Origin of the sequence: Glycomyces tenuis DSM 44171 (genome assembly GCF_000427885.1) — a bacterium.
Classification (GTDB): domain Bacteria; phylum Actinomycetota; class Actinomycetes; order Mycobacteriales; family Micromonosporaceae; genus Glycomyces; species Glycomyces tenuis.
In genome coordinates this window covers 177320-198449 of sequence record NZ_ATYW01000008.1, presented here as the reverse complement: position 1 = coordinate 198449, position 21130 = coordinate 177320, and the positions used below count along the sequence as shown (strand labels likewise).

23 protein-coding genes are annotated in these 21130 nt (G+C 64.8%); 12 read left to right on the top strand and 11 right to left on the bottom strand.

Annotated elements, in window-relative coordinates:
• Positions 1-38 precede the first annotated feature (38 nt).
• On the bottom strand, positions 39-680 hold the full coding sequence (locus tag YWW_RS0111280; RefSeq protein WP_155830131.1) for a hypothetical protein: 642 nt from the start codon (positions 678-680) through the stop codon (positions 39-41).
• 132 nt (positions 681-812) lie between these two features.
• On the opposite strand from YWW_RS0111280, the gene YWW_RS0111275 reads away from it, so the two are divergent.
• Entirely contained in the window at positions 813-1985 is a 1173-nt protein-coding gene (locus YWW_RS0111275; RefSeq protein WP_035696652.1) for an IclR family transcriptional regulator domain-containing protein, read from the top strand.
• Between the two features lie 134 nt (positions 1986-2119).
• Here the strand turns inward: YWW_RS0111275 and YWW_RS35925 are convergent, their stop codons facing one another.
• From YWW_RS35925 to YWW_RS36440, 7 genes are all read right to left on the bottom strand, one after another.
• The gene (locus tag YWW_RS35925) at positions 2120-2269 is read right to left on the bottom strand and encodes a hypothetical protein (RefSeq protein WP_155830130.1); all 150 of its coding nucleotides are present in this window, start codon (positions 2267-2269) and stop codon (positions 2120-2122) included.
• Positions 2266-2844 (bottom strand): hypothetical protein, encoded by a 579-nt coding sequence (locus YWW_RS0111265; protein ID WP_026930204.1) that lies wholly within the window; start codon positions 2842-2844, stop codon positions 2266-2268. The genes YWW_RS35925 and YWW_RS0111265 overlap by 4 nt, the downstream gene beginning before the upstream one ends.
• Positions 2841-3605 carry a hypothetical protein gene (locus YWW_RS0111260; protein ID WP_026930203.1) on the bottom strand — a complete coding sequence of 255 codons (765 nt, stop codon included), beginning with the start codon at positions 3603-3605 and terminating at the stop codon, positions 2841-2843. The genes YWW_RS0111265 and YWW_RS0111260 overlap by 4 nt, the downstream gene beginning before the upstream one ends.
• A 396-nt stretch (positions 3606-4001) precedes the next feature.
• Entirely contained in the window at positions 4002-4682 is a 681-nt protein-coding gene (locus tag YWW_RS29745) for a GNAT family N-acetyltransferase (protein ID WP_081687381.1), read from the bottom strand.
• Positions 4679-6133 (bottom strand): APC family permease, encoded by a 1455-nt coding sequence (locus YWW_RS29740; protein ID WP_211228519.1) that lies wholly within the window; start codon positions 6131-6133, stop codon positions 4679-4681. Before YWW_RS29740 ends, YWW_RS29745 begins: the two co-directional genes overlap by 4 nt.
• Positions 6134-6209: 76 nt before the next feature.
• A complete protein-coding gene (locus tag YWW_RS0111240) occupies positions 6210-6935 on the bottom strand; it encodes a GPP34 family phosphoprotein (RefSeq protein ID WP_155830129.1) in 726 nt (241 codons plus the stop codon).
• Positions 6932-7543 carry a 2'-5' RNA ligase family protein gene (locus YWW_RS36440; RefSeq protein ID WP_162145937.1) on the bottom strand — a complete coding sequence of 204 codons (612 nt, stop codon included), beginning with the start codon at positions 7541-7543 and terminating at the stop codon, positions 6932-6934. Before YWW_RS36440 ends, YWW_RS0111240 begins: the two co-directional genes overlap by 4 nt.
• Positions 7544-8571: 1028 nt before the next feature.
• On the opposite strand from YWW_RS36440, the gene YWW_RS0111230 reads away from it, so the two are divergent.
• Both YWW_RS0111230 and YWW_RS0111225 read left to right on the top strand, forming a co-directional pair.
• A complete protein-coding gene (locus tag YWW_RS0111230) occupies positions 8572-9054 on the top strand; it encodes a CdiA C-terminal domain-containing protein (protein WP_026930199.1) in 483 nt (160 codons plus the stop codon).
• A complete protein-coding gene (locus YWW_RS0111225; RefSeq protein WP_026930198.1) occupies positions 9044-9523 on the top strand; it encodes a SitI3 family protein in 480 nt (159 codons plus the stop codon). Before YWW_RS0111230 ends, YWW_RS0111225 begins: the two co-directional genes overlap by 11 nt.
• Before the next feature lie 359 nt (positions 9524-9882).
• On the opposite strand, the gene YWW_RS35055 is transcribed toward YWW_RS0111225, so the two are convergent.
• Both YWW_RS35055 and YWW_RS35050 read right to left on the bottom strand, forming a co-directional pair.
• Complete coding sequence (locus YWW_RS35055) at positions 9883-10308, bottom strand: riboflavin biosynthesis intermediates N-glycosidase (RefSeq protein WP_081687378.1); 426 nt, start codon at positions 10306-10308, stop codon at positions 9883-9885.
• A gap of 1 nt (position 10309) precedes the next feature.
• Positions 10310-11605, bottom strand: coding sequence for a helix-turn-helix domain-containing protein (locus YWW_RS35050; RefSeq protein WP_155830128.1), 1296 nt, complete (start codon positions 11603-11605; stop codon positions 10310-10312).
• A 109-nt stretch (positions 11606-11714) separates the two neighbouring features.
• Between YWW_RS35050 and YWW_RS29735 the strand changes: the two genes are divergently transcribed.
• Genes YWW_RS29735 through YWW_RS29730 form a run of 3 tightly spaced genes read left to right on the top strand, consistent with a single transcriptional unit; the run spans position 11715 to position 14352 of the window.
• The gene (locus tag YWW_RS29735; RefSeq protein ID WP_211228518.1) at positions 11715-12962 is read left to right on the top strand and encodes a radical SAM protein; all 1248 of its coding nucleotides are present in this window, start codon (positions 11715-11717) and stop codon (positions 12960-12962) included.
• On the top strand, positions 12959-13573 hold the full coding sequence (gene tmk / locus YWW_RS0111210) for a dTMP kinase (protein ID WP_026930197.1): 615 nt from the start codon (positions 12959-12961) through the stop codon (positions 13571-13573). The genes YWW_RS29735 and tmk overlap by 4 nt, the downstream gene beginning before the upstream one ends.
• Entirely contained in the window at positions 13570-14352 is a 783-nt protein-coding gene (locus YWW_RS29730; RefSeq protein ID WP_051325663.1) for an endonuclease/exonuclease/phosphatase family protein, read from the top strand. The genes tmk and YWW_RS29730 overlap by 4 nt, the downstream gene beginning before the upstream one ends.
• Here YWW_RS29730 and YWW_RS0111200 read toward each other — a convergent pair.
• Positions 14349-14888, bottom strand: coding sequence for a class IV adenylate cyclase (locus tag YWW_RS0111200; protein ID WP_211228517.1), 540 nt, complete (start codon positions 14886-14888; stop codon positions 14349-14351). The two genes, YWW_RS29730 and YWW_RS0111200, sit on opposite strands and share 4 nt — an antisense overlap.
• A 168-nt stretch (positions 14889-15056) precedes the next feature.
• Here YWW_RS0111200 and YWW_RS0111195 point away from each other — a divergent pair, with 168 nt between their 5' ends.
• The 6 genes from YWW_RS0111195 (at position 15057) to YWW_RS0111175 (ending at position 21130) form a co-directional block, all read left to right on the top strand.
• Positions 15057-15461, top strand: a complete 405-nt coding sequence (locus YWW_RS0111195; protein ID WP_026930195.1) for a hypothetical protein — start codon at positions 15057-15059, stop codon at positions 15459-15461.
• A complete protein-coding gene (locus YWW_RS35920; RefSeq protein ID WP_155830127.1) occupies positions 15458-15919 on the top strand; it encodes a hypothetical protein in 462 nt (153 codons plus the stop codon). Before YWW_RS0111195 ends, YWW_RS35920 begins: the two co-directional genes overlap by 4 nt.
• The gene (locus tag YWW_RS0111190; protein ID WP_155830126.1) at positions 15916-16518 is read left to right on the top strand and encodes a hypothetical protein; all 603 of its coding nucleotides are present in this window, start codon (positions 15916-15918) and stop codon (positions 16516-16518) included. The genes YWW_RS35920 and YWW_RS0111190 overlap by 4 nt, the downstream gene beginning before the upstream one ends.
• On the top strand, positions 16505-17749 hold the full coding sequence (gene fxlM / locus YWW_RS0111185; RefSeq protein ID WP_162145936.1) for a methyltransferase, FxLD system: 1245 nt from the start codon (positions 16505-16507) through the stop codon (positions 17747-17749). Before YWW_RS0111190 ends, fxlM begins: the two co-directional genes overlap by 14 nt.
• Positions 17750-17809: 60 nt before the next feature.
• Positions 17810-17971 (top strand): FxLD family lanthipeptide, encoded by a 162-nt coding sequence (locus YWW_RS35045; protein WP_081687375.1) that lies wholly within the window; start codon positions 17810-17812, stop codon positions 17969-17971.
• 72 nt (positions 17972-18043) lie between these two features.
• Complete coding sequence (locus YWW_RS0111175) at positions 18044-21130, top strand: lantibiotic dehydratase (protein ID WP_081687374.1); 3087 nt, start codon at positions 18044-18046, stop codon at positions 21128-21130.

Below are 21130 nucleotides of genomic sequence, written 5' to 3'. Positions count from 1 at the left end.
GTAATCTGTAGCTCCCGGATCAGCCAAAAGGACGCCGATCAGGAGCCCCGCCCCAACGGCAATCGGCGATCGGAGCGCGGCCCGCCTAAACATGTCCCCAGCTCCCTGAGGACCACCTCGCTGACAATCCAGCGGTCGTCAATGTGCTCAACAAGTGCTTCGACCTCCCGCGTGCCGTATTCCTCGCCTTCGACCGGTTCACCGGTCTCGGCGTCGACCACGATCCATTCGGTGGAGTCCATGCAGTCCTCGATCACGAAGTGATACGGGTTCGATTCGGGATAGGCCTCGGTAACTTCGGCCGTGTGCGAGGGTGCGCCAGTTGCGCGCTCACCCGCGTCCAGGGCGTCCTGCGCCAAACTCCGCGCCGTCTCGAGCGCGGCACCGGAGGCCACTTGAACAAGCGAACCGTAATTCGGATCGGGAACTTCTCCCGATTCGGCAACGGTGCGCCAGTACCGCTCGTAGGCGGCTACCGCGGCCTCCCGCGGCTCTTCGATCTCCTCGGGTACGGGCAGGGCTTCGGAGGTGATGTCCACTGTCGTGTCGGCTCCCGCGTCGTTCCCGGGTTCGGACGAGGTGTCGGTGCACGCGGAGGTCAAGGCAAGAGCGCCGAGGGCGAGGAGGAAGACGAGATGACGTTGTGCGATCGAGTGTTCACTAATACGATGTGAGTACATCACTTGATTGTGAGACAAATAACCGACAGGAGCCAGATCAATCCGGAACGCGAATCTGGGGCATGGCCCCGGAATATCGGGCAACTGGCAACCGTGCGGACGATATCTCACACGGCAGCGAAGGGGGATGCGATGGCAACGCCCGACCCACAACCGCCAGAAGTTCCTCGGACTCGGCTCAAGCAGGACCGACACTGGGTCCGGGCCAGCAGCCTGACCCTCGACATCCTCGGAAATCTAGTCCGCCAGCCCGGGCTCACCGTATCGGAGATCGCGAGCCGTCTCAGACGCTCCGCCACCGAAGACACCGTCCGCGATCACCTCAAGACCATGATGGGGGACGGATTCGTCACCCGCCGCAAGTGGCGGTACTACCTGGACCCGAATTCTCCGCTGGGCGGGAGTCCGGGCTCGCACGACCGAGAATCGCTCGTATTGACATTGATCGACCGGCTCTCCCGGTACCCGATGGGCGCGACGGCAACGGAGCTGGCGGTCGAGGTCGGCGTGCCGAAGGAGACGCTGCTGAACCTCATCTCGTCCGTCATGGACGCTGAATGGGCGTATCGCGACGCGTCCGGCCGCTTCCGCCTCGATCTGAAGGCCCTGACCGGGACCGTGCCGTTCGACATCACCGCTTCCGAACTCCTGGTGCAGGAGTGCTCCTACCAGCTGCGGGACCTCAAAGCAAGCGTCTTCCTTGCCTCATTCGATGATGAGGACTCGATGCAGATAGTTGCTCACGGTGAGGCTCCAGGCGTGCTCTACATGGACGATATTGCAGACGGCCTCAGTACCAGCGCGCACTCTTCAGCGCTTGGTAGGGCCCTGACCTCGACTTTCACACTGACCGAACGTGCCCGGTACTTCAAAGAACGAGGCATGAAGCGCTTCACCCGGGAGACAGTTCGCGCATTCGATGACCTTGAGCAGGCTCTGTCCGAGGCCGCCCGCAAGCGAATCTACGTCGAGCACGGCGAGACGATACCCGACATTCACTGCACGGCGGTTCTCGCCCGCAACGGTGTCCTGCGCGGCGACCGGTTCGCCCTCGCGGTAGCGCTCCGCGACGCACCGACTGAGGCCCAGGAAGTCCATGTGGTCAATGCGCTGAAAGCATGCGTCGCTGACCTCGCGCCGGTCCTCATGGCGCAGCGACCTCCTCCCACGATGTCTCAGGGCGGTACAGCGTCGGCGTATGAGGATACCGTTAGCTGCCTACCGTCTCGCACGCTCAAGCCGGCGCCTGCGGGCCACGCGCTCACGCGGGCGGAGCCTTCGAGACCGACCAGTGCCAGTGGCTGAAAGACGAGAGCATTATCCTCGCCCTCACCACACCAATCTGATGGCCACGGGCCTCTTGCGAGACCCGGAGTGCACCAGTCACGATATCGGCGCGTCCACACGCAGCAGGGATAAGCAAGGTCGCTTCAGGACTGTCATCGATGGCTTGCCGATACCAACAACGTGATCGCGGTCCCGATCAGTGCGGCGATGAGGATGACCCTGGGGATCTCCAGCCACCAGGGCAGGCGGTGATGCCCAGCCAGAGCGTCGAGGATCTCGCGTGCCTTTTGGCGTCCGATCATGGTCCGATCACCCCAGCCCACTGAAGGACGAGCACTATGACCAAAAGCGGCCCATATACCACGCCGCCACGCGCGAGTTGCCCTGTCTTGGTCTCGGCCCGCACGGCCCACAGGTAGCCGACCAGCAGGTACGCCCCCAGGGCCAGGATCACCAGAACCGGCGTCAAATTGGCGCCCACAGCACCCCCGGCGCTGCCAATTCCGGAAGTCATCTGCCCGAAGAGGACCGGCACATAGTGCAGCGCATAGGCGAGCAACGTGAACGCCGCCGCGCCGACCAAGACCCACTTCCGAATGCGTTTCGAGGCCCGCTCAGCATGGTCTTGCCGCATCTGCGCCGGCGCTACCTTCATGAGCGCCAGGTACACCAGGTACAGGCCGGTGGGGATCGCGACACCCCAGATCGCGCCGGTCTCGGCCAAGGACTCGATCGGGCCGCGAGTCGGGGAAAGGTCGACGCTCAGCTCGGACCCACCTGGATTGTTGTCGACGAGAGCCTTGAGTACGAAGACGGCGAACACGGCCCCGGCCAGGGTCAACAGTTTCTTCTGCTTCGGTTTCGCGCCTGTCTTCACGCCGATGCCTTCGGTTCGGCGACCGGGATGCGGTATTCCCAGTTCCGATGCGGTCGGATGCCGTGGCCTGGATCGAGTGGTACCGAATCGGTGAGGGCGGCAGTGAGCGCTTGGAGGGTCTTGTGTACACCTGTTCTGAACTGGCTGCCTTCGACGATGCCGATGTGAACGGCTGCGGCATTCCATCCGTCCACCAGACGGCGCTCGCTGGTCAAGGTGACGGTACCGAGCGGCTCACCGTCTTGGTCCGGAGCGATGGCGGCCAGGTCGAAATGGATCGCGCCATCGTCGTCAGGTTCGCAGTCGATCGCCAGCGTGTGTCCGAAGCGGCGCAGCGTCCCGAGCCGCATACGTTCGTCGGTGTCTGTTGTGCTCAACGGGGGTGGTCCTTCATCGAATTGGATTTGAAAGTTCAGTCGGGGACCCGACCATTGCGGTATGGGTCCCCGACTTGGACGACTGCCAGGTATGACATCCGGAAGTAACGTCGTCGGGCGCTGCTGCTCGGTGATCCGTCGGGCCAGTGCCAGGATCAGTTCCATGTCCCATCGGCGCGGCAGACCGGTCTCCCAGTCGACCCTCGGCGCAACCAGGTGGAAGTCGCACACCTTGTCGTGCGCGGTTTGGGTGCGGCCTTCATAGGCGGTGACGCGGAACCAGCCCGACTGGCCGCGGACGTGCTGCGGCAGCTCGAAGACGCTGAAGACAACCCCGAGGCTCTTGACGAAGAAGTCATCGAGAAAGTCTTGTTCGTACAGCACCCTGTCATCAGAGGTCGGAGTGCCTTGGCGATCGTTCGTGCTGTCCTCCTTGCTTGACGTCCGCGAGATGCTCGAACGCCTGGTATAGGCCTGCCGCGAACCCCGCTAGGAACGTCTTGGAACGCGACAGGCGGTCTTCATAGCCCTCCGCCAGGTGAAATACGGTCGCTCCCTCAGCGAGCTGGACGACTGCGCACGGCCTTTCCGAAAGCTGTTGGTGCAGCTGGTAGAAGGAAACCCTCTGTGCCCCGATCAGTGCGATAGCCCTGAGGCCGATCGGCTCGCCGACGTCATCGTTCAAGGTGACCGTGCCGACTCCCATGGGCTGCTGCCCCCAAGAGGTGGTGGCGTAATGGTGCGAACCTTTGACTCGTCTGGTCTTGAGTCGTCGGCGCGTCATCGATTACCTCCAATGCGGTCGGCCGGAGCCGGGGCAGCCGCGTCATCGTGGGTAGCCGTCCTGTCTCCGGTATCGGACTGGATGAGGTTGCCGGGGTCCCCCGGTTCCCGCCACATTGGATGCAAGGCCGGGCCGTCGCCGCCGAGCCGGAACGGTGCTCCGTGCTGGTGGTAGCCGTGCCGCCGATACAGTTCGACGGTCGGTTCGGAGACGGCTTCGAGGTAGGCGGGCGTGCCGTCGCGGTCGAGTTCGCGATGGAGCTGGTCGAGTAGCCCGGAGGCGATGCCCCGGCCGCGGGCGTCGGGGTGGACGCCGACCAACGCGACATAGCAGTGCGGGTCGATCGGGTGGTGGTCGTCCATGAGGGCGTCGAGCTCGGCGAACCGGTTGTAGGAGCGACCGACCGCCGCCCGCAGGCGCCGCTCGTAGTCGGGGATGGGCGCCGGTTCGGTGGTGTGGTCGAACCAGACCAGCGCTCCGGTGACCCCACCGGACAGTCCAGTGGTAAGCAGACCGCCAACGGTCCTGGCGTGGTCGACCAGGATCTCGAATTGGCCGGCCACGGCCTGCTCGCGAGCGGCCGGATCCGGTACGACCCATGCCGCGGTGGCCAGTTCGGTGAAGGCGAGCCCGAGCATTCGCGCTATGTCCCGGCTGCGGGGTTGCGTCTCGGTCATCGCAGGCCCGTTTCCTGGATAGGAGCCAAGGCGGCTTTCGAGCCGTGACCGATCCCGTGATAAGTCTCGGGAAGCAGGCGGCGCAGCACCAGACCCCACACGATTCCAGCAGCAGCGAGGAATCCGACGAGGATCGGCACCAGGCGCGGCAGCAGCGCATCCTGGTCGACCCCGAGCAGAGTGTGGAAGTGAGCGACCGACAGATAGAGCACCCAGGCCAGGGCGGCGCAGGCCAGGAGCGGTGCGATGCGGGCCGTCCAGGCGCTCTCCCCGCTGCGGTGACGCCAGAAGAACGCGAGCACCGCGACCGCGCAGGCGGTCACCAAGGCGATCAGACCGATCCCGGCGGAAGTGCCCACCGAGTAGAACAGATCGACCAGTGGGTCGAGATCGAGCAGTACCCACAGGACGATGACCGCACCGGCAATGCCGCTTTGAGCCAGCGAGGCAATGGCGGGGGCGCAGGTGCGCGGCGAAGTTCTACCGAGTCGGGCCGGAAGCACCCGCTCACGGCCGAGCGCGAACAGATACCTGGCGACGGTGTTGTGGAAACTCAATCCCGCGGCGGTGACCGAGGTGAACAGCAGCAGTTGCCCGATGGTAAACCAGGCGGCACCGAGTTGGCTGCCGGCCAGTGTGAACATCAGATCCGGATCGGCGCTCGCGGCCTGACCGATCTGGTCGTCACCGACGGCGACCGGCATCGACCAGGACGCGATGACATAGATCAGTGTCAGGACGCCGATGGTTGCGAAGGTCGCGCGGGCGACCGTCCGCCGTGGGTCACGGGCCTCCTCGGCATACACCGTAGGAGCCTCGAAACCCACAAAACCCACAAAGGCCAGCGCGAGGAGCGCTCCAGCGCCCGGACCGGTGAGGGCGGCCGGAGAGAGCGCACCGAAGGAGAGCGACCCTCCAGCCGGATGGAGGAGGTTCGAGACGCTGAAGACAGCCACGACAGCGATCTCGACGGCCAGCAGGACCGCCAGCACGGCCGCGTTGAGATCGACCGCGCGGGTACCGAGCACGGTGATCAAAGCCCAGGCGGCCAGGGCCGGGACTGACCAGGAAACGACCGCTCCGGTGAACCGCTCGATCAAGGCGGCGCCTTGCAGTCCGAGCAGGCCGTACAGCGAGACTTGGAGGGCGCTGTAGGAGCAGGCCGCCACCCAAGCGGCTCCGACTCCGGCCGGTCGGCCAAGGCCACGAGCGACGAAGGCGTACATGGCGCCCGCGTTCGTGATGTGCCGGGCCATGGCCGTGTAACCGACGGCGAACACAGCGAGGATGGCAGCGATGGTGATATAGGCGATCGGGATGCCGCTCTGGCCGGCGATGGCGTACATGACGACGACGCCGCCAGCGATGACGGTCAGCGGGGTAGCAGCGGTCAGCGAGAAGTGGAGCAGCCGAGAAGTACCGAGTCGGCCCTTGGCTAGGCTGGCGGCCATGGGGCTTGGCCTCGGCGTACTGGTGGGGGGTGCGGACATTGGCGGGGTTCCTTTTCATGCGGTTGCGGTGTGCGGTTTAGATGATGGTGCTGGTGGCAGCGGTGCTGACCGTTTCGGCTAGGCGCCCCAGCAGCACTCTCTGTGCTTCTGGGAGAGCACGCTGGTGTTGTTCGGCCCGTTCTCTGGCGGCGTCACTGCGATGCCGGTACAGCGCCGTCTCGAGACCAACTGCTTCACACAGACCCATGAGGAAGGTGTCGCTAGCGGCGATCGGTTCCTCGAGTTGCTCCAGCCATCGGCGCAGCCGGTGCATCGGAGCGTCGGCCACGAGGGACTCCACCGGTCGGTAGATCACTTCGTTGCGCTGCCGGAGCCGTTTGCGAACCGTATGCTCATGGCGGCGCATCAGCCCGGCGATGACCATGTGCTCTGCCACGCGGGAGTAGATGTCGATGTCGTCGCTGGCGAGGTACTGCAGCCACTGGCGGATTGGTTGGGGTCCCGGCTCGGCCCAAACTTGATCTATCAAGGCCAGACCGAGTGAGTCGGTTGGCGGTGTCGGAACCTGCAGCGGCATGAGCAGGTGGTCACCGGTTCGATCGGTGACGATGGTGGCGTGCGCGGACTGGAGCAACTCGGCGATGAGCGCTGCGGCGATGCCCAGAGAATCGGCCGGTGGCGCCACGACTGGCTTCCATGGATTGCCGACGGTGGTCAGCCAAACCGTGTCGTAGACCAGACGTGTCGGAGCATCGGAAACCAACGCGATTCTCGACGGGATGATCGAATTGGAACTGCTCATCGCCGCCCCCACCGAAGCCGTGGTCCATGAACTGAACGGTGTCGACTCGCGTCAGGTTGCTCGCGGCCGCGCTGCATTCGGACGAGACTCGATTCGTGACCAGCGAAGTGGAATTCGCCGACCGGACGCCAGGAAGCATCTGGGTTGCTCGGAGCATCGCTCGAGACCGAGAGAAGCATGCGGTCGACGGTGATGGTCGCTTCGAAATCCATCAGCGACCTGCATACTCGCTCGAGCGCGGCAGGGTCTGCTTGCTGGGCGATGGTGATGTGCGGATGGAACGGATATCGCTGGATGACGGGAATCGGGCCGTTCCGAATGGCAGATGCCAGGGCCGTGCAAGTCCGGCCGCCGTCGACGACGGGTACGTAGACCACCGAAGCGAGTGGCAGGAACGATGCGATGCCGTGCAGCGTGATCGAAAATGGGCGGCTTGTCCTCGCCAGCGATTCGAGGTGGTCCGACATCACCTCCAACCGGCCTTGCGGTATCGAGGCAGGTGCGAGCAGGGTTAGGTGCGGAGGAATGCGGTCGGCAAGCGGATCGCAGCAGGCCCGGCGTGCCTGTTGCAGCAGGTCGCGCCAAGGATCGGCGATCTCGATGGTCACACCGATCGTCAGCTCTGGCGCACCGGTCCAACCGTCAAGGCGCTGCCCGCTACAGAGATCGCTCCCAAGGTCGTGTAGGCCAGGTGGCCGGCGCGTCGCCAGATCGATTCGCACGTGCAGTCGCCCCTCGTGGTCGGATGAATCCAAAGGTGAACCGTCAGTCCAACCGTGTTGGGCAGTGTCGGCAAGGTTCCAAATCGCGAACCGACAATCCGCTGACACAGAACAGCGGTGAGCTCGGCTACGGAGCTGCAGAAGACCGAGAAGTCCAAACGGTCGAGAGCGGAGAAGAAAGTGCGCCTTCGCCCTTGCGAGCGACGAAGGAATGGTGCGGCCGCCGGGTAGCGTCCTCACGCCACAGCTGGCACACCCGGGCAGACGAATCCCGACCACGCCAGTCACCCGACAAGGCGGCGCACAGAGTTCTCTCGCAGCGAAGACCGAACACCGCAGCCGACGCGGGCTTCGGACACCACGCGGGTCCGGACGTATCGAGCCGTACCCGCACCGGCAGATGCTGCCCGAACGGGACCGGCACCACGACTCGCTGGAACAGACGGCGGCCAAGACTGAAGCCGTACGGAGCGAACACTCGACTTCGGTTCGGACACACCGGTTCGTTTCGGCCGGTTAGGCTTACGCGAACCCTCTTTCCGGTCGATACCCCACGGAGCTTGTGTGCCCTCGATCGACGCCCTCGCCGCCGCGGTCGCCGCGGTGCGTGAGCATCTGCGCTCGGTATCGGCCTCGCTTGCCACCACACACCAGACCGGAGAGGACCTCGCCGGGGCATTCGAGCAGCTCGGAGCAGACGGGCGCGCGCGAAGCACCAGGTCCGTTGTCGAGGCGCTTGAGCACCAGCAGGCGACAGCTGTCGGCCTCGATGCGGCCGCCGAGCAGATCCAGGGCTCTGTCGAAGCACTCCGCGGCGCTGGCGGCGGAGGCGGGGTGGCATTCCCCCCGGCAGACCGCCGACGCCAGCTCCACCGCCCGAACCTGATCCCGCAGAGAGATCCGGCAGCGAGACGGTGCTTGCTTCGATAGCCACCAGACCCCGGTTCGCGCCCGATCCCGCCCGCCGTCCCAGTGGGGAGCCGGCGGTCATCGAGGGGTCGGCGGGCAAGCAGGAGGATCTGCGGAAAGAGAACGAATCGGCGGCGGTCTTGGCGACGGCCGGGTACGACATCGAGCAGAACCCGCCGGCCAGGCACAACGGCAGGGAACCCGATTACCGCATGCAGGGAGAATACTGGGACTGCTACGCACCAGGCGGGGACAACCTCCGCACAGTCGAGACCGCTATACGCCGCAAGGTCGGCAAGACCGAAGCCAAATGCCAGGCCGACCGGATAATCTTGAACCTGGACAATTTCGATCTCGACCACACGATGATCCGAGCCCACCTGGAGCGCTTCCCGATCCGAAGGCTCAAGGAGATCAAGATCGTCAAGCACGGCACGGTGACACAGTTTTACCCCTGGGATTCGGAGGTCGACCCACATGGCGATTGAATACCACCTCGACGCCTCACCGGTCATGAGCGATACCGAGGCGCTTGACTACTTCGCCGCCAAACTCGGCTGCGAACAGCGCCACACCGCCACCTTCGCCGCTGGTGCCGCACTCCAGGTCGATACCGACATCGACACCGCCGAGGAGTTCCCAGACACGGCGGCATTGCTCGACGTCGCGCAGGTCCTCTCGGTCACCTTCCGCCAGTCCAAGAACCTCGGCGACTTGGGCGACGCCCACGCTGTTCGCGACATGCTGGTCGCGGTCACCCAGTTCTTCGAGGACTTCCCCGACGCCAAGGGCGTCTTCGCCTTCAACTTCGAGACCATCCTGGTGCAACGGCTCGGCGACGACGGCATCATCCTCGACCAAGGGCTCTTCGCTCCAGAGGGGGACAACCGGCACGGCACCCTCGACGAACTGCGCGATAAGTACCCGGTCCGCGCGATCGACCAGGTGCTCCTTTAACCCGAGCTCCGTTGCCCACTGAGTGACTCTCGCGATCGACGGGGTGCTGTCGACATCGATGAGACCGCCGTCAGCAGCCCATTCTCAGTAGGGACCGCAGCTCCCACCTGGCTTCCCGGCTTCGATGGCCTTATTCTCCACAGAGCCATCCAGACGATGTAGGCGCGTTGGTGGTCGTTGAGCGGGAGGTGCGGAACTCGCCCCTGGCGATGAGCTGCTGCTGAGTCCAGCCCTTCGCGTCACGGGGATCAGCAAGCATGAGGCGGAGGTCGGTCTTCATATGGGCGATCGCTCGCGGTTCCAATTTGCCTCTCACGCTGCAGGGCGATGTGTGGCTTGGGCAAGAGCGGCATACGGATCTAACGGTCGTCGCGTAGCTTCATCCAGAGTTTGCCAAGCATGTTTTGCCCTGATCCGTCTGCTCCTTCACCCCAGAAGTAATCGGTCGGCGAATCCTCAACAATTTCTTCGTCGCCGCTTTTCTTCAAGGCTTCTTGAGCTTCGGGGTGCTGTGCGAGCTTGGTTCGCAAGATCTCCTCCAGAACAATCACCTTTTTACGGTCCCAGTCTAGGTCTTTTGCAGCTTTATACGTTTCGTTGGCCAGCGTCTTGGCCTGGCCTGGACTGCGCGAATTGCGAATTGCCTCCTGGCCAACCGGATCGGTGCATTTCGCAGCCTGGTAGGCGTGCTCCGAAGTTGGGTAGAGCTTTCCTCGAAATTCGATGGCATGGGCTGAGAAGTTATTGAAGACATAGTACTCAGGCGTATAAAAATTTATCGGCATATTATGCTTCCTTCGCACCTCTAACAGCGGCGAGGAGATCACTAACGACAGGAGAATCGCATTCGGCAGCTATCACTCTTGCAACAGATACCGCTTCAACGAGCATTCTGGTGGATCCAGAATCCCGCGCAATATGAAACACGGAGGCAACCTGAGCGGCAGCAGCGTCATAATGCCCAACTTCTGCATACGCTTTGGATAGCCGTACTTGCGCTTGGCCGCGGTCACGATGGTAAACCTTAGGAATTTGGGTCATCGCGCGTTCGAGCACCGGAACCGCCAGATCTGGTCGCCCCAGGGTGAGCCAGCAATTTGCCCGTTGAACTTCAATGTAACTTAGCGTGCAGAAATCCCCATGCCCTGTACGACCATCTCTGCTCGTATCCGGCGACGCGGCGAATTCGTGAGCTTCGTCTAGCCGCTTCTGACATTCACGTTCGTCCCCTTCGAGCGCAAACCCATGTGCCTCCTGTTGCCGCGCGGCCGCGCGCGCAGGACCCATAAGGAGGGATTCATTCCTCTGGGCGGCCTGAGCCAGGCTAATGGTTTGAACGGCATTCTGTCGCGTCGTTGCCTGCTGGCTTCTGCGGAACATCGTCCAGGACACCATTGTTTGGTCTCCTGCCTCGGTAGCCCATTCCAATGCCTGCCGTGTCCAGTTCTCTGCACTTCCCATATCGGCAGTATCCTCATACAACCAAGCCGCTGATTCAGCATATTTTGAGGCGAGCGTCAATGCCTCATACCGTTGCTCGCCTCGGACATATCCCAACAAGGATTCCAGAATAGCGAGCTGCTGCTGGACCGATGCAAGAGCATGGCGGGGCCCGAACAGATTGTCTGTTCTGACCAGGGTATGCCAAGTTTCTTTTAGGTGCTCAATGGCCGCGTCCAACTGGGATCCCTGAGCAACCCTCATGCCAATCGGGCTTGCAGCGGTTGAGGTGGTCGTTGCAAAGAGACTGCGATCCCAGTCAGGTTCGGCTGCGGGTTGGGTTGAGCCGCTCCACAATTTCCGCTGATCCTCGAGTCGTTGCCGAGCCGCGACCGCCTCCGCTCGCTTCTGCTCCTGGAGCGCGTCGAATACTTGACGATATGCCACAAGAAGCGTCTCTTCGGCATCGAGTGCTCGGTCGCATTCGGTCCAGAAGCGTTCGTCGGGGAACTGGCGGCCGGTCTCGGTGTTCGCGACAGACGACCGTGAGGTGCGGACCTGGCCTTCGGTGATGAGCTGCTGTTGGGTCCAGCCCTTGGCCTCGCGGAGACCGGCCAGCATGAGGCCGAGGTCGGTCTTCATCTGGGCGATCGCTCTGGGCTCCAAGGTGGTCCTCCACAGGTCCGGCCCTCAATCGTTGAACAGCATGGCTTATGAGGGCTACGGAAACGCTGTCAATGGATTGTCAATCTTGCTGCCGATCGCTTGCCGACATCAGCGCCGACAGGTGCAATCGATTCAGCGGGTCGTGGTGGTGGTCACTGTCAGTGGTCGTCAACTGTATCGCGGCCCGCACCGGGCACGCCATCACCTGTCAGGAGGGCACATGAAGCGGTCGTTGATCGTCGATACCCATGCGTCGAGCTGCTTTTTCCGAACCTCGATCGCTGGGGAGGGGCGCAAAGCGCTGGTGCAGATCACCGAGCGGTGCAACCTCCACTGCGGCCATTGTTTCGTCTCGTCGGGGGACTGGGGTGAGCACATGCCTGCCGAGGCGATCATCAGCCGGGTGATCCCCCGGTTGAAGGCTGCGGGCGTGGAGAGGTTGACCTTGACCGGCGGGGAGCCGTTCGTCCATCCCGAGATCATGGTCATCTGTCGTGCTGTCCGCGCTGCTGGACTGCCGCTGGCCATCTGCACCAATGCGACCTCGACGACCGACGAGCAGATCGCTGAGCTGGTGGCCCTCGGCGGCGTCCACATCAACGTCTCCTTCGACGGCTTCCGGCCCGAATCCCACGGCAAATTCCGCGGCAGCCAGAGCAGCTTCGAGACCACGGTGGAGACAACGAGGAAGTTCGCCTCTGCTGGCCTGCTTCAAGGGCTGCTGTCGACGCCGAACGCGCTGGCCGCCTCCGAGGAGTTTGCCGAACTGTGCGCGTTCGCGGCCGATGTCGGCGCGCGGTACGTGCTGATGAATCCGCTCTCGGCATTCGGACGCGGTATCGCCACCAAGGCACGGTTGGCGGCCGACGACGAGAGGATGCGCGCCATCGCGGCGGTGACCGCACGGTTCGACTCGCCCGGCATGCAGACCGTCCGCATCCGCTTCCCCAACGACGACAAGCCGCTCGGCGGCTGCGATGCGGGCAAGATCGTCTACGTCTTCGCCGACGGCCAGGTGGGCGTCTGCCCTTACCTGGTGTTCGCCGCGCGCAACCCCCTCTCGCGCCACGAGGTGAGCGAGTTTCTGGTCGGCAACATCTTTTCCGATGCAGCCGATGTGCCAGCGGCACTCGATGCCTATCGTTTCCACGACCGCTACCGGGTCGGCGACAACCCGACCTGCGGCTCATGCGCGATGAACGCCCAGTGCGGCAAGGGGTGCCCGGCGGCGGTGATCGCCGCCGGGGAGCACATCGGCGCGGTTGACAGCGAGCAGTGCCCGGTCGTACAGCCCTCCCGACGCGCCCTGCCATTGGAGGTGGTGCGGCGATGAGCGGCCGTCTCCTGGTCGTTGAAGGACCTAACGGCGTCGGTAAGACCACCGTGTGCGCCCACCTGGCCGCCGAATTGCGGGACGTCGATCCGCGTATCCACGCGACCACGCAGCCGAGCCAAAGCCCGCTGGGGAGACTGGTGCGCACCGCCGAGGCGACCCTCACTGGCCGAGCGCTGGCCTTGGCGATCGCTGCCGACCGTGCCCACCAGGTCGAAGAAGAGATCATCCCGCACCTGAACGCGGGCTTCACTGTCGTGTGCGACCGCTACGTGCCCTCCTCCCTAGTCCTCCAGCGCCTGGACGGGCTCGCGCTCGATGAGATCTGGACCTACAACCAGTACGTCATCCCACCGGCGCTGACCGTCTACCTTGAACACGACACCGAGGTCATCGCCGAGCGGCTGACCGAGCGCCAATCCCGTTCGCGGCTGGAGAACGCGGGCGGCCCGGTCGAGGAACTCGCGCTGTACGGTGAGGCCCGCGAATTCCTTGAGACCGAAGGCTGGCGGCAAATAGTCGTCGACTGTCGTAATCGGACACCAGTAGAGGTCGCCGCTTCAGTCTTGGCCGAGTTCAACGCCCCGGAGGTGGCATGTTCTCCCTTGTGACGGTCAACATCGGTGCCGCCGCATCCGAACGTGCGGTGCGGATCGGCCAGTGGCTGGCCGAGGCCGATGACGATGTGGCGGTTTTGACCGAGACCAGCGCCGGACCGGGCACCGCCATGCTCCTCGATCGCCACCGCCGCGCCGGATGGAACTGCACCAACATCACCGGACCCGTCGGCGATCGAGGCGCGGCGATCATCTCGCGGCTTGTCCCAGGCGAGGCCATCCCGCCGCCGATGTCGGTGACGCTGCCGCACCGGCTGGCATCGCACACGATCGGCACCGAGCCGAGCGCGATCGTGCTCGGGGTGTATGTGCCCAGCCGTGACCGCAGCCAGGCCAAGGTCGAGCGCAAACAGGCGTTCCTTGAAGCGCTGCTGACCGCGATCGAGTCATATGATCTAGAGGTCCGCGAGCGGCTGCTCCTGGCCGGGGACTTCAACGTTGTCGCCGCCGACAGCCCGCAGGCGCGGACAATGATGCCGTTCGAATTGGAAGTTCTGCCGCGCCTGGCTGAAACCGGATTGGTGGACCTGGCCGCGGCGGCGGACTTCGCCGACGAGCCCACCTGGGTCGGCCGCACCGGTGACCGCTACCGCTACGACTACGTTTTCGCCGGCACTGCGATTGCCGAGTGTGTGGCCGGCGTGGAGTTCCTGCACGAGACCCGCACGCTCGGCCTGACTGACCACAGTGCCGTGCGGGTCCGCTTCAAATGCGAGGCCGACCGGCTCGCCGTCGCCGGCCCGGTACCGGAATCCGCGCCGACCTTGTTCTAAACCGCGAGCGCGTCGCGCACCAGCGTGTCGTACGTATCGGTGACCCGGCTCCCCGCGATACCGAGCCGGTGAACCCGATCAGCGAGCCGCTGCTGCGTCACTGCCGGATCGGCCTCCGTGAACAACTCGAGTTCGAGGAAGGCCCCGGCATGCTCCACCTCGTCAAGACAGAGGGCCACCGGCCCCCATTTCGCACCCCGGCGGGTCTTGACAATACGGACGGTCGGAGCAAACCCCATCGCTATCAGTGCCGCATGCATGGCTTCCCTGTCCAAGATCTGGGTCTCATGCTCGAGGCAATCCATCGCATTGGCTTGCGGCGTCTTCACGGTGAACAAGTGCGCCCCGCACTCGGTGCGGAGCCGGGCAAACGGAACGCCGATCTTGTCCATGCCATACGACCAGGAGCGCGGCGCATACGCCTGGTCGTCCTGGGCCTGCGGGTCTGACCAGTCCACACCCAGATCCTTGAACACCGCCATAACCGCTTCAACATCGCTAATGCGGAACTTCACCTCGACCTCGCGCTGCACCACCGTCTCCCCTCGTTGGGCACGAACCACCGAGAGCTGAGCCTACCGGTGACCAGAACCGTTCCGGTGGAGCGCGCAGTTGTCAATGGATTGTCAATCGCCAGGCCAGCGCCTTGCCGACACCAACCGACACCGCTGGAATGGAGTTACACACAGCCAGAACACGATTCCATGGAGGTGCAATACCTGATGACGACACCGACGCGATCCTTGTGGCCGGGCACCTCCTTGGGCACGATCACCCGCTTCGGACACGACTTCACGGTCATCGCCGAAGGAACGGATGGCCTGGTCCTTGCCAAGGCCAATGGCCAAGGCAAGCCCCACCGCACCGGCCTGCTGACGTGGGACGCGGCGAGGGACACGTTTACCGCCAAGTGGCATCCCGACGCCTACCCGCGCGTCGAATCCGACTCCCTCCTGGCAATCGGCCTGGTCAAGGCGGCCCGCCTCCTGCACCACAGGATTCACTTGGGCGAGCCCTTGCCTGACGATTCCGGAATCGTACTGGCCGAACACCTTGACGTCGAATGCGAAGCGTCAGTGTCTGTTCACAGCGATGGAGCCCGGCCATGAACGGAGTCTCAAGCCCCGCCGCGCGGACCTCCATCGACTCGAACCTGCCGTTCACCATCCCGACCGCACCAGCTGCGGGGACAGGCGGCGAGCGGGAAGCCGACCCTCCGCGGCGCTGCGAGACGGCGGCTTCCAATCCGGCGGCTGCGGCGGTCACCTTTGTTCCTCCCGAGACCGCCGCAGCCGCCCTCATCAACATCGAACGCAGCCACCACGATGTCGAGTTCCATGACCACAATTCGGGCGCTGAGCAGGCCGGGGAACGGGTGGGCGTGCCCCGGGCCGGCTCGGTGTCGTGCTGCCACTGCCCGGCGCGGCTGACGGTCTCCTACCTCGGTTACGGAGACATGGTGCGCCGGGTAGAGGCGGCAGGCTGGCGCTATCAACCGGCCCGTCATGACCGTGACCGAGCCTGGTGTCCACAGTGCCAGAAGTATGCCGGGAGTGCAGCACGATGACGACCTTGCAGGGCTGCCTCCAACCGGCAGGGCCGACCGCGCACCGTCCTGATCTGGCGCGGTCGGCCCAATCCGAGACTTCCGTCGATCTGATTCGACACTTCGACCGGAAGGGGCCGACCTCAATGAAGCACACGAAGGAACAGCGGCCGCAGATTCTCCCTGGCAAGGAACTGGGGCGCGTCCTGACCGGTGATGAGTGGCTGAGTGTCCACTACCACGACGAGCGGGCTATGTGGCTGTGCCGCAACTCGGACTTCCGGTCCACAGTCGGCATCATCCGCTGGGACATCGGCAAGAGCCCGCAATTGATCCTCGACCCGAGCGACAGGCGATTCGACCACCCGCACGGCGACGAGGTCGTCAGCATGGTCGACCTGGCCATGGTGGTGTGGTGGTGCGTGACCGACACCCAGCCGCTCGACCCGTTGCTACCGGTGGCGATCCACCGGGACTTCAAGACCTTCGTTGTCTACTGGTCCAGGAACAGCCGACCCAGCATGAACTTCCCTCGGTACGGGACCGGCCTCACCGCGCCGCCAGGAGCGGGGCTCACAGATGCACATCACGAACAAGGAGGAACACGTGACCAACGCTGAATCGATCATGACCGACGAGGATGCCACTGCCGCGCATCTCCGGCAGGCACTCGCCGAGTCGATCATCAAGAACCGTGCCGCCATTGGCAGGTCTGTCGACGAGCTGATCCTGGAGGCCGTGAGGACCGTGCCCAGGCACTTGTTCGTACCGGACGTCGGCCTCGATGAGGCATATGCAGACGACTCGCCGATCATGAAGCGCGATAAGCAGGGGGTGGCGATCAGCTCGGTCTCTGCGCCGTGGTTGCAGGCGATGATGCTGCAACAGGCTCAGATCGAACCGGGCATGCGGCTGCTCGAGATCGGATCGGGAGGATACAACGCCGCGCTCATGGCCGAGCTGGTCGGTCCCAACGGTGCGGTGGTCACACTCGACATCGACCCTGACGTCTGCGCCCGCGCCGAGCGGGGCCTGGCCGATGCCGGTTATGACGACCTGGTCACCGTCGTGCGCGCAGACGGCGAATTCGGCGCCGAACAGCATGCACCGTTCGACCGCATCATCGTCACCGTCTCCGCCCCTGACATCCCCCCGGCCTGGATCAACCAACTCACTGACGGCGGCCTCCTGGTCGTGCCGCTGCGGATGCGAGGCCTGGCACGCTCGTTCGTCTTCGAACGCACCGGCAACCACCTGAGCAGCCGCGAATTCGAACTGTGCGGCTTCGTCCCCATCCAGGGCGTCGGCGAGTTCCGCCAGCGCCTGGTCGGCCTGGCCGGGGACGACATCGCACTCAGAATCGATGATCGGCAGCCGATCGAAGCCGAGCCTCTGTGCGAAGCGCTCACCACTGACCGCCACGAGGCGTGGTCAGGGGTGGTCATCGGTGGCATGGAGGCATGGGACGACCTGGACATGTGGATCGCGACCGCCTCGCAGAGCTACGGCTACCTGGTCACAACGGATGCCGGGTACCAGTCGGATCTGATCGATCTGGCCAAGCGGTGGGGCATGTCGGCCATCTGGGACTGCGACTCCTTCGCCTACCTCGCCTGGCGCCCGACCGTCGCTGACGGTCAATCCCGAGAGTTCGGTGCCTTCGCCCATGGACCACACGCCGCCGACCTCGCCGACCGGCTCGTGGGGCACGTCCGCAGCTGGGACCGCGGCCAGCGCCATGGAGCTGGACCGCACTTCGAGGTCCATCCCAAGCACGCACTGGATGGTGACCTGCCGCGCGGGCTGGTCATCGAAAAGCGGCACAGCCGCGTCTCCGTCTCCTGGCCCTAGGCGCTCCCGCCGATCCGGCCAGGTCGTCCAGAACCAAACTCGAACAACGAAGGAGAAAACATGGCCAGCCAGACCGCCGCTGAGGTCGACAAGACCGACGAGACGGCCTTCGACCTGGACATCAGCATCATCGAGGCCAGTCCCGACCTGGGGTCGGTCCTCTACGACACCAGCGACAACTGCGGGCACACCTGCGAGAGCGCTTGCAGCAGCTGCCCCTGATCCCCCCAGACCGCCGGCCCCGCCTTCGCGGGGCCGGCGGTCGCCCTGCAGGCCACGAGAGGACGCATCACCATGTACCGAATTGCCGGCCCCGGGCAATTGCGCGCGACGACCTGCTTCGCTGCGGCGGTGCCCGATCCTCCGGTGGAGTTGGCCGACGTTGACGCAGCCTCCACTGAACGAGCGCGCGCGTGGATCGTGGCGGTCTGGGCTGATGAGGAGGTGGCCGCAGCCATCGAGATCGCGAGTCCGGTACTGGCGCGGCGGATCGAGGCGATCAGTTCCGGAAAGGGCGGAAACGCCCGCCAGATCCGGCGGGCGGCAGCGGCCCTGCTGCGCTACCGGCTGCGGATGACGACCCGCGCCACTCCCTTCGGCCTGTTCGCCGGAATCGCGCCCATCAGCATCGGCCAGAAGCTCACGGTGCACCACGACCCGGCCTATCGCATCGCAGCGCGCCCCGACGCCGTATGGCTGGGCGCGGTGGTCGACCGTCTCGAATCGGACCCGGAACTGCTGAGACACCTGCACGTCGTGGCCAACAACCTCGCCTTCGTCACCAGCGGGAGGCTGGTGTTGACCACAGCGGCGAGCAGCCGGGACTCGAGCGGGCCGATCCAGGTCTCGATCCGGTATACCGAGGCCGTTGCCACCGTCATGCGGATCGCTGGAGACCCCATCGCCTATAGCGACCTGGCCGCGAAACTCGGAGCCGAGTTCCCGGACACCGCACCCGAGGTCATCGAGTCGATGCTGCGGTCACTAGTTGCCCAGCGACTACTCCTGACCTCCCTCAGACCCCCGATGACCGACACCGACCCGTTGGGCCGCGTGATCGCCGAACTGGTCACGATCGACCGCGGTCCGGGCGAGCATACGGTTGCCGACCTTCCCGCTCTACGGAGAGCGCACCGCGCGCTCGCCGAAGCCGAACGCACCACCGGAGGGAAGGAACGCCGTACGGCGCTCACCCGTGCGGCCGAACAGATGCGAGCCATCACCGACCGAGCTGAGCAGCCAATCGCCGTCGATGTGCGTATTGCCGATCGGGTCGAACTTCCGCGCCGCGTCATAGCCGAGGCCGAACACGCGGCCACCCTGTTGCGGCGCTTGACCAGATATCCCGGGGGCTTTCCCTCCTGGATCGACTACCACCACCAGTTCCTCGAACGATACGGACTTGGCGCCTGCATCCGCGTCCGCGACCTGGTCGACCCCGGATCAGGACTCGGGTTCCCCGCCGGCTATCGCGACTCGCTTCTGTCAGGACCGTCCCAGGCGCTGACCGACCGTGACAGGAGCCTGATGGCCCTGGCCCAACGCGCCACAGCCGACGGTTGCACGACAATCGATCTGGACGATCGGACGCTCCGCGACCTCGCCGCCGAACCAGCCGATACGTCCGGGGTTCCACCACACGCGGAGATCAGCTTCCACCTGCGCGCTGCCGACCCGACGGCCATCGATGGCGGCCGGTTCGCCCTCGTGATCGAGCGCGCGGGTCGAGCGGCGGGAACCATCACCGGGCGATTCCTCCACATGCTGGACGGACCCGAGCACGAGGAGATCGCACGGGCCATGAGTGGCCTGCCAACGACCACCGCGGAAGCGGCTCTGGTGCAACTGTCCGGTCCGCCGCTGTACACCCGCACCGCGAACGTCGGCCGCGTTCCCGTCCTCCTGGCCCGAACGTTCGCATTGGGCGAATACCCTGCAGGCCGCCTCCTGTACTTGGACATCGACGACCTCGCCGTCACCGCCGACCTCAGTGGACTTCGTCTGGTATCGCTCCAGGATGGACGAGTTATCGAGCCACTGGTCCCCAATGCGATCGAGCAAACGACCCGGCTGCATCCGCTCCAGCGGTTCCTGAGCGAACTGCCCCGAGCCCGCGCCGCCGTCTATGCCCCGTTCGATTGGGGAGCCGCTGCAGCCCTGCCCTTCGTCCCCCGGATCCGATCCGGCCGCAGCATCATCTCGATCGCCCGATGGACGATCACCACCGACCGGCTACCGGGACGAGACAGCTCGTGGCCCGAATGGTCCGACGCCTGGGATCGGGTGCGCCAGCGGTACCGCATCCCGAGCATCGTGTTCCTGGGCGAGTCTAATATCCGCCACCGCGTCGACCTCGAGAACACCGCCCACCTTCGGCTGGTGCGATCCGAACTCGATCGCTCCGGCATTGCGATACTCCGCGAAGCGCCCACCGATACCGACCTCGGATGGATCGACGGCCGCGCCCACGAAATCACCCTCCCCCTCGCCGCGAATGAACCACCCATCGCGATCACCCAATCGCCGCCCCCTGCACTGACCGATCCCACCCCCGAGCACCTCCCCGGGCACGGCGCCTGGCTTTCTGCCAAGCTCTACGGCCATCCCGACCGCCTCACCCACCTCCTTGCCGATCGGCTGCCACGCCTCTTCGACGACTGGCCGGACGAACCAGCATGGTGGTATCTGCGCTACCGCGACCCCAGACCCCACCTGCGTCTCCGCATCCGACTGAGCGAGACCACCGGCTACGGCAACGCCGCCGAACACCTCGGCAACTGGGCTGCCGAACTACGCCGATGCCATCTGATCAGCGACCTCCAGCTCGACACCTACCGCCCAGAGACCGGTCGCTTCGGGCCCGGCCCGACCATGGCCTCCGCCGAAGACTTCTTCATCGCCGACTCTGCGGCCGCCCGCGCCCAACTCCGCCACCTCGCCGCCCGCAAGGCCGACTCACAGGTGGCACTGTGCGCGGCCAGCCTGATCGACCTGTGCATCGGCTTCACCGGCAGCGTCGACGAAGGCATGCGCTGGCTCAACGACCATGTCGACCGCCACGGCCCACCTTTGGACCGAGCACTCACCGGCGAACTCGCCCGGCTCCTCGATGCCGAAGCCGACCGAGGGAGCCTCGCCTCCTACCCCACCGGCACAGCCGTCCTCGACTCCTGGCGACGCCGCGGCAACGCGTTGACGGCCTACCGCATTCAGCTGTTCGGAACCGACCGGCCGAACGTCGATTCGACCCTGGCCTCGGTCCTCCATCTGCACCACGCCCGGTTCATTGACGTCGACAAGCAGCAGGAGGAGACCGTTCTCCGGGTCGCCCGCGCCGCTGCGCAGACATGGACCGCCAGAACCCGAAGGAGCCCTCGCTGA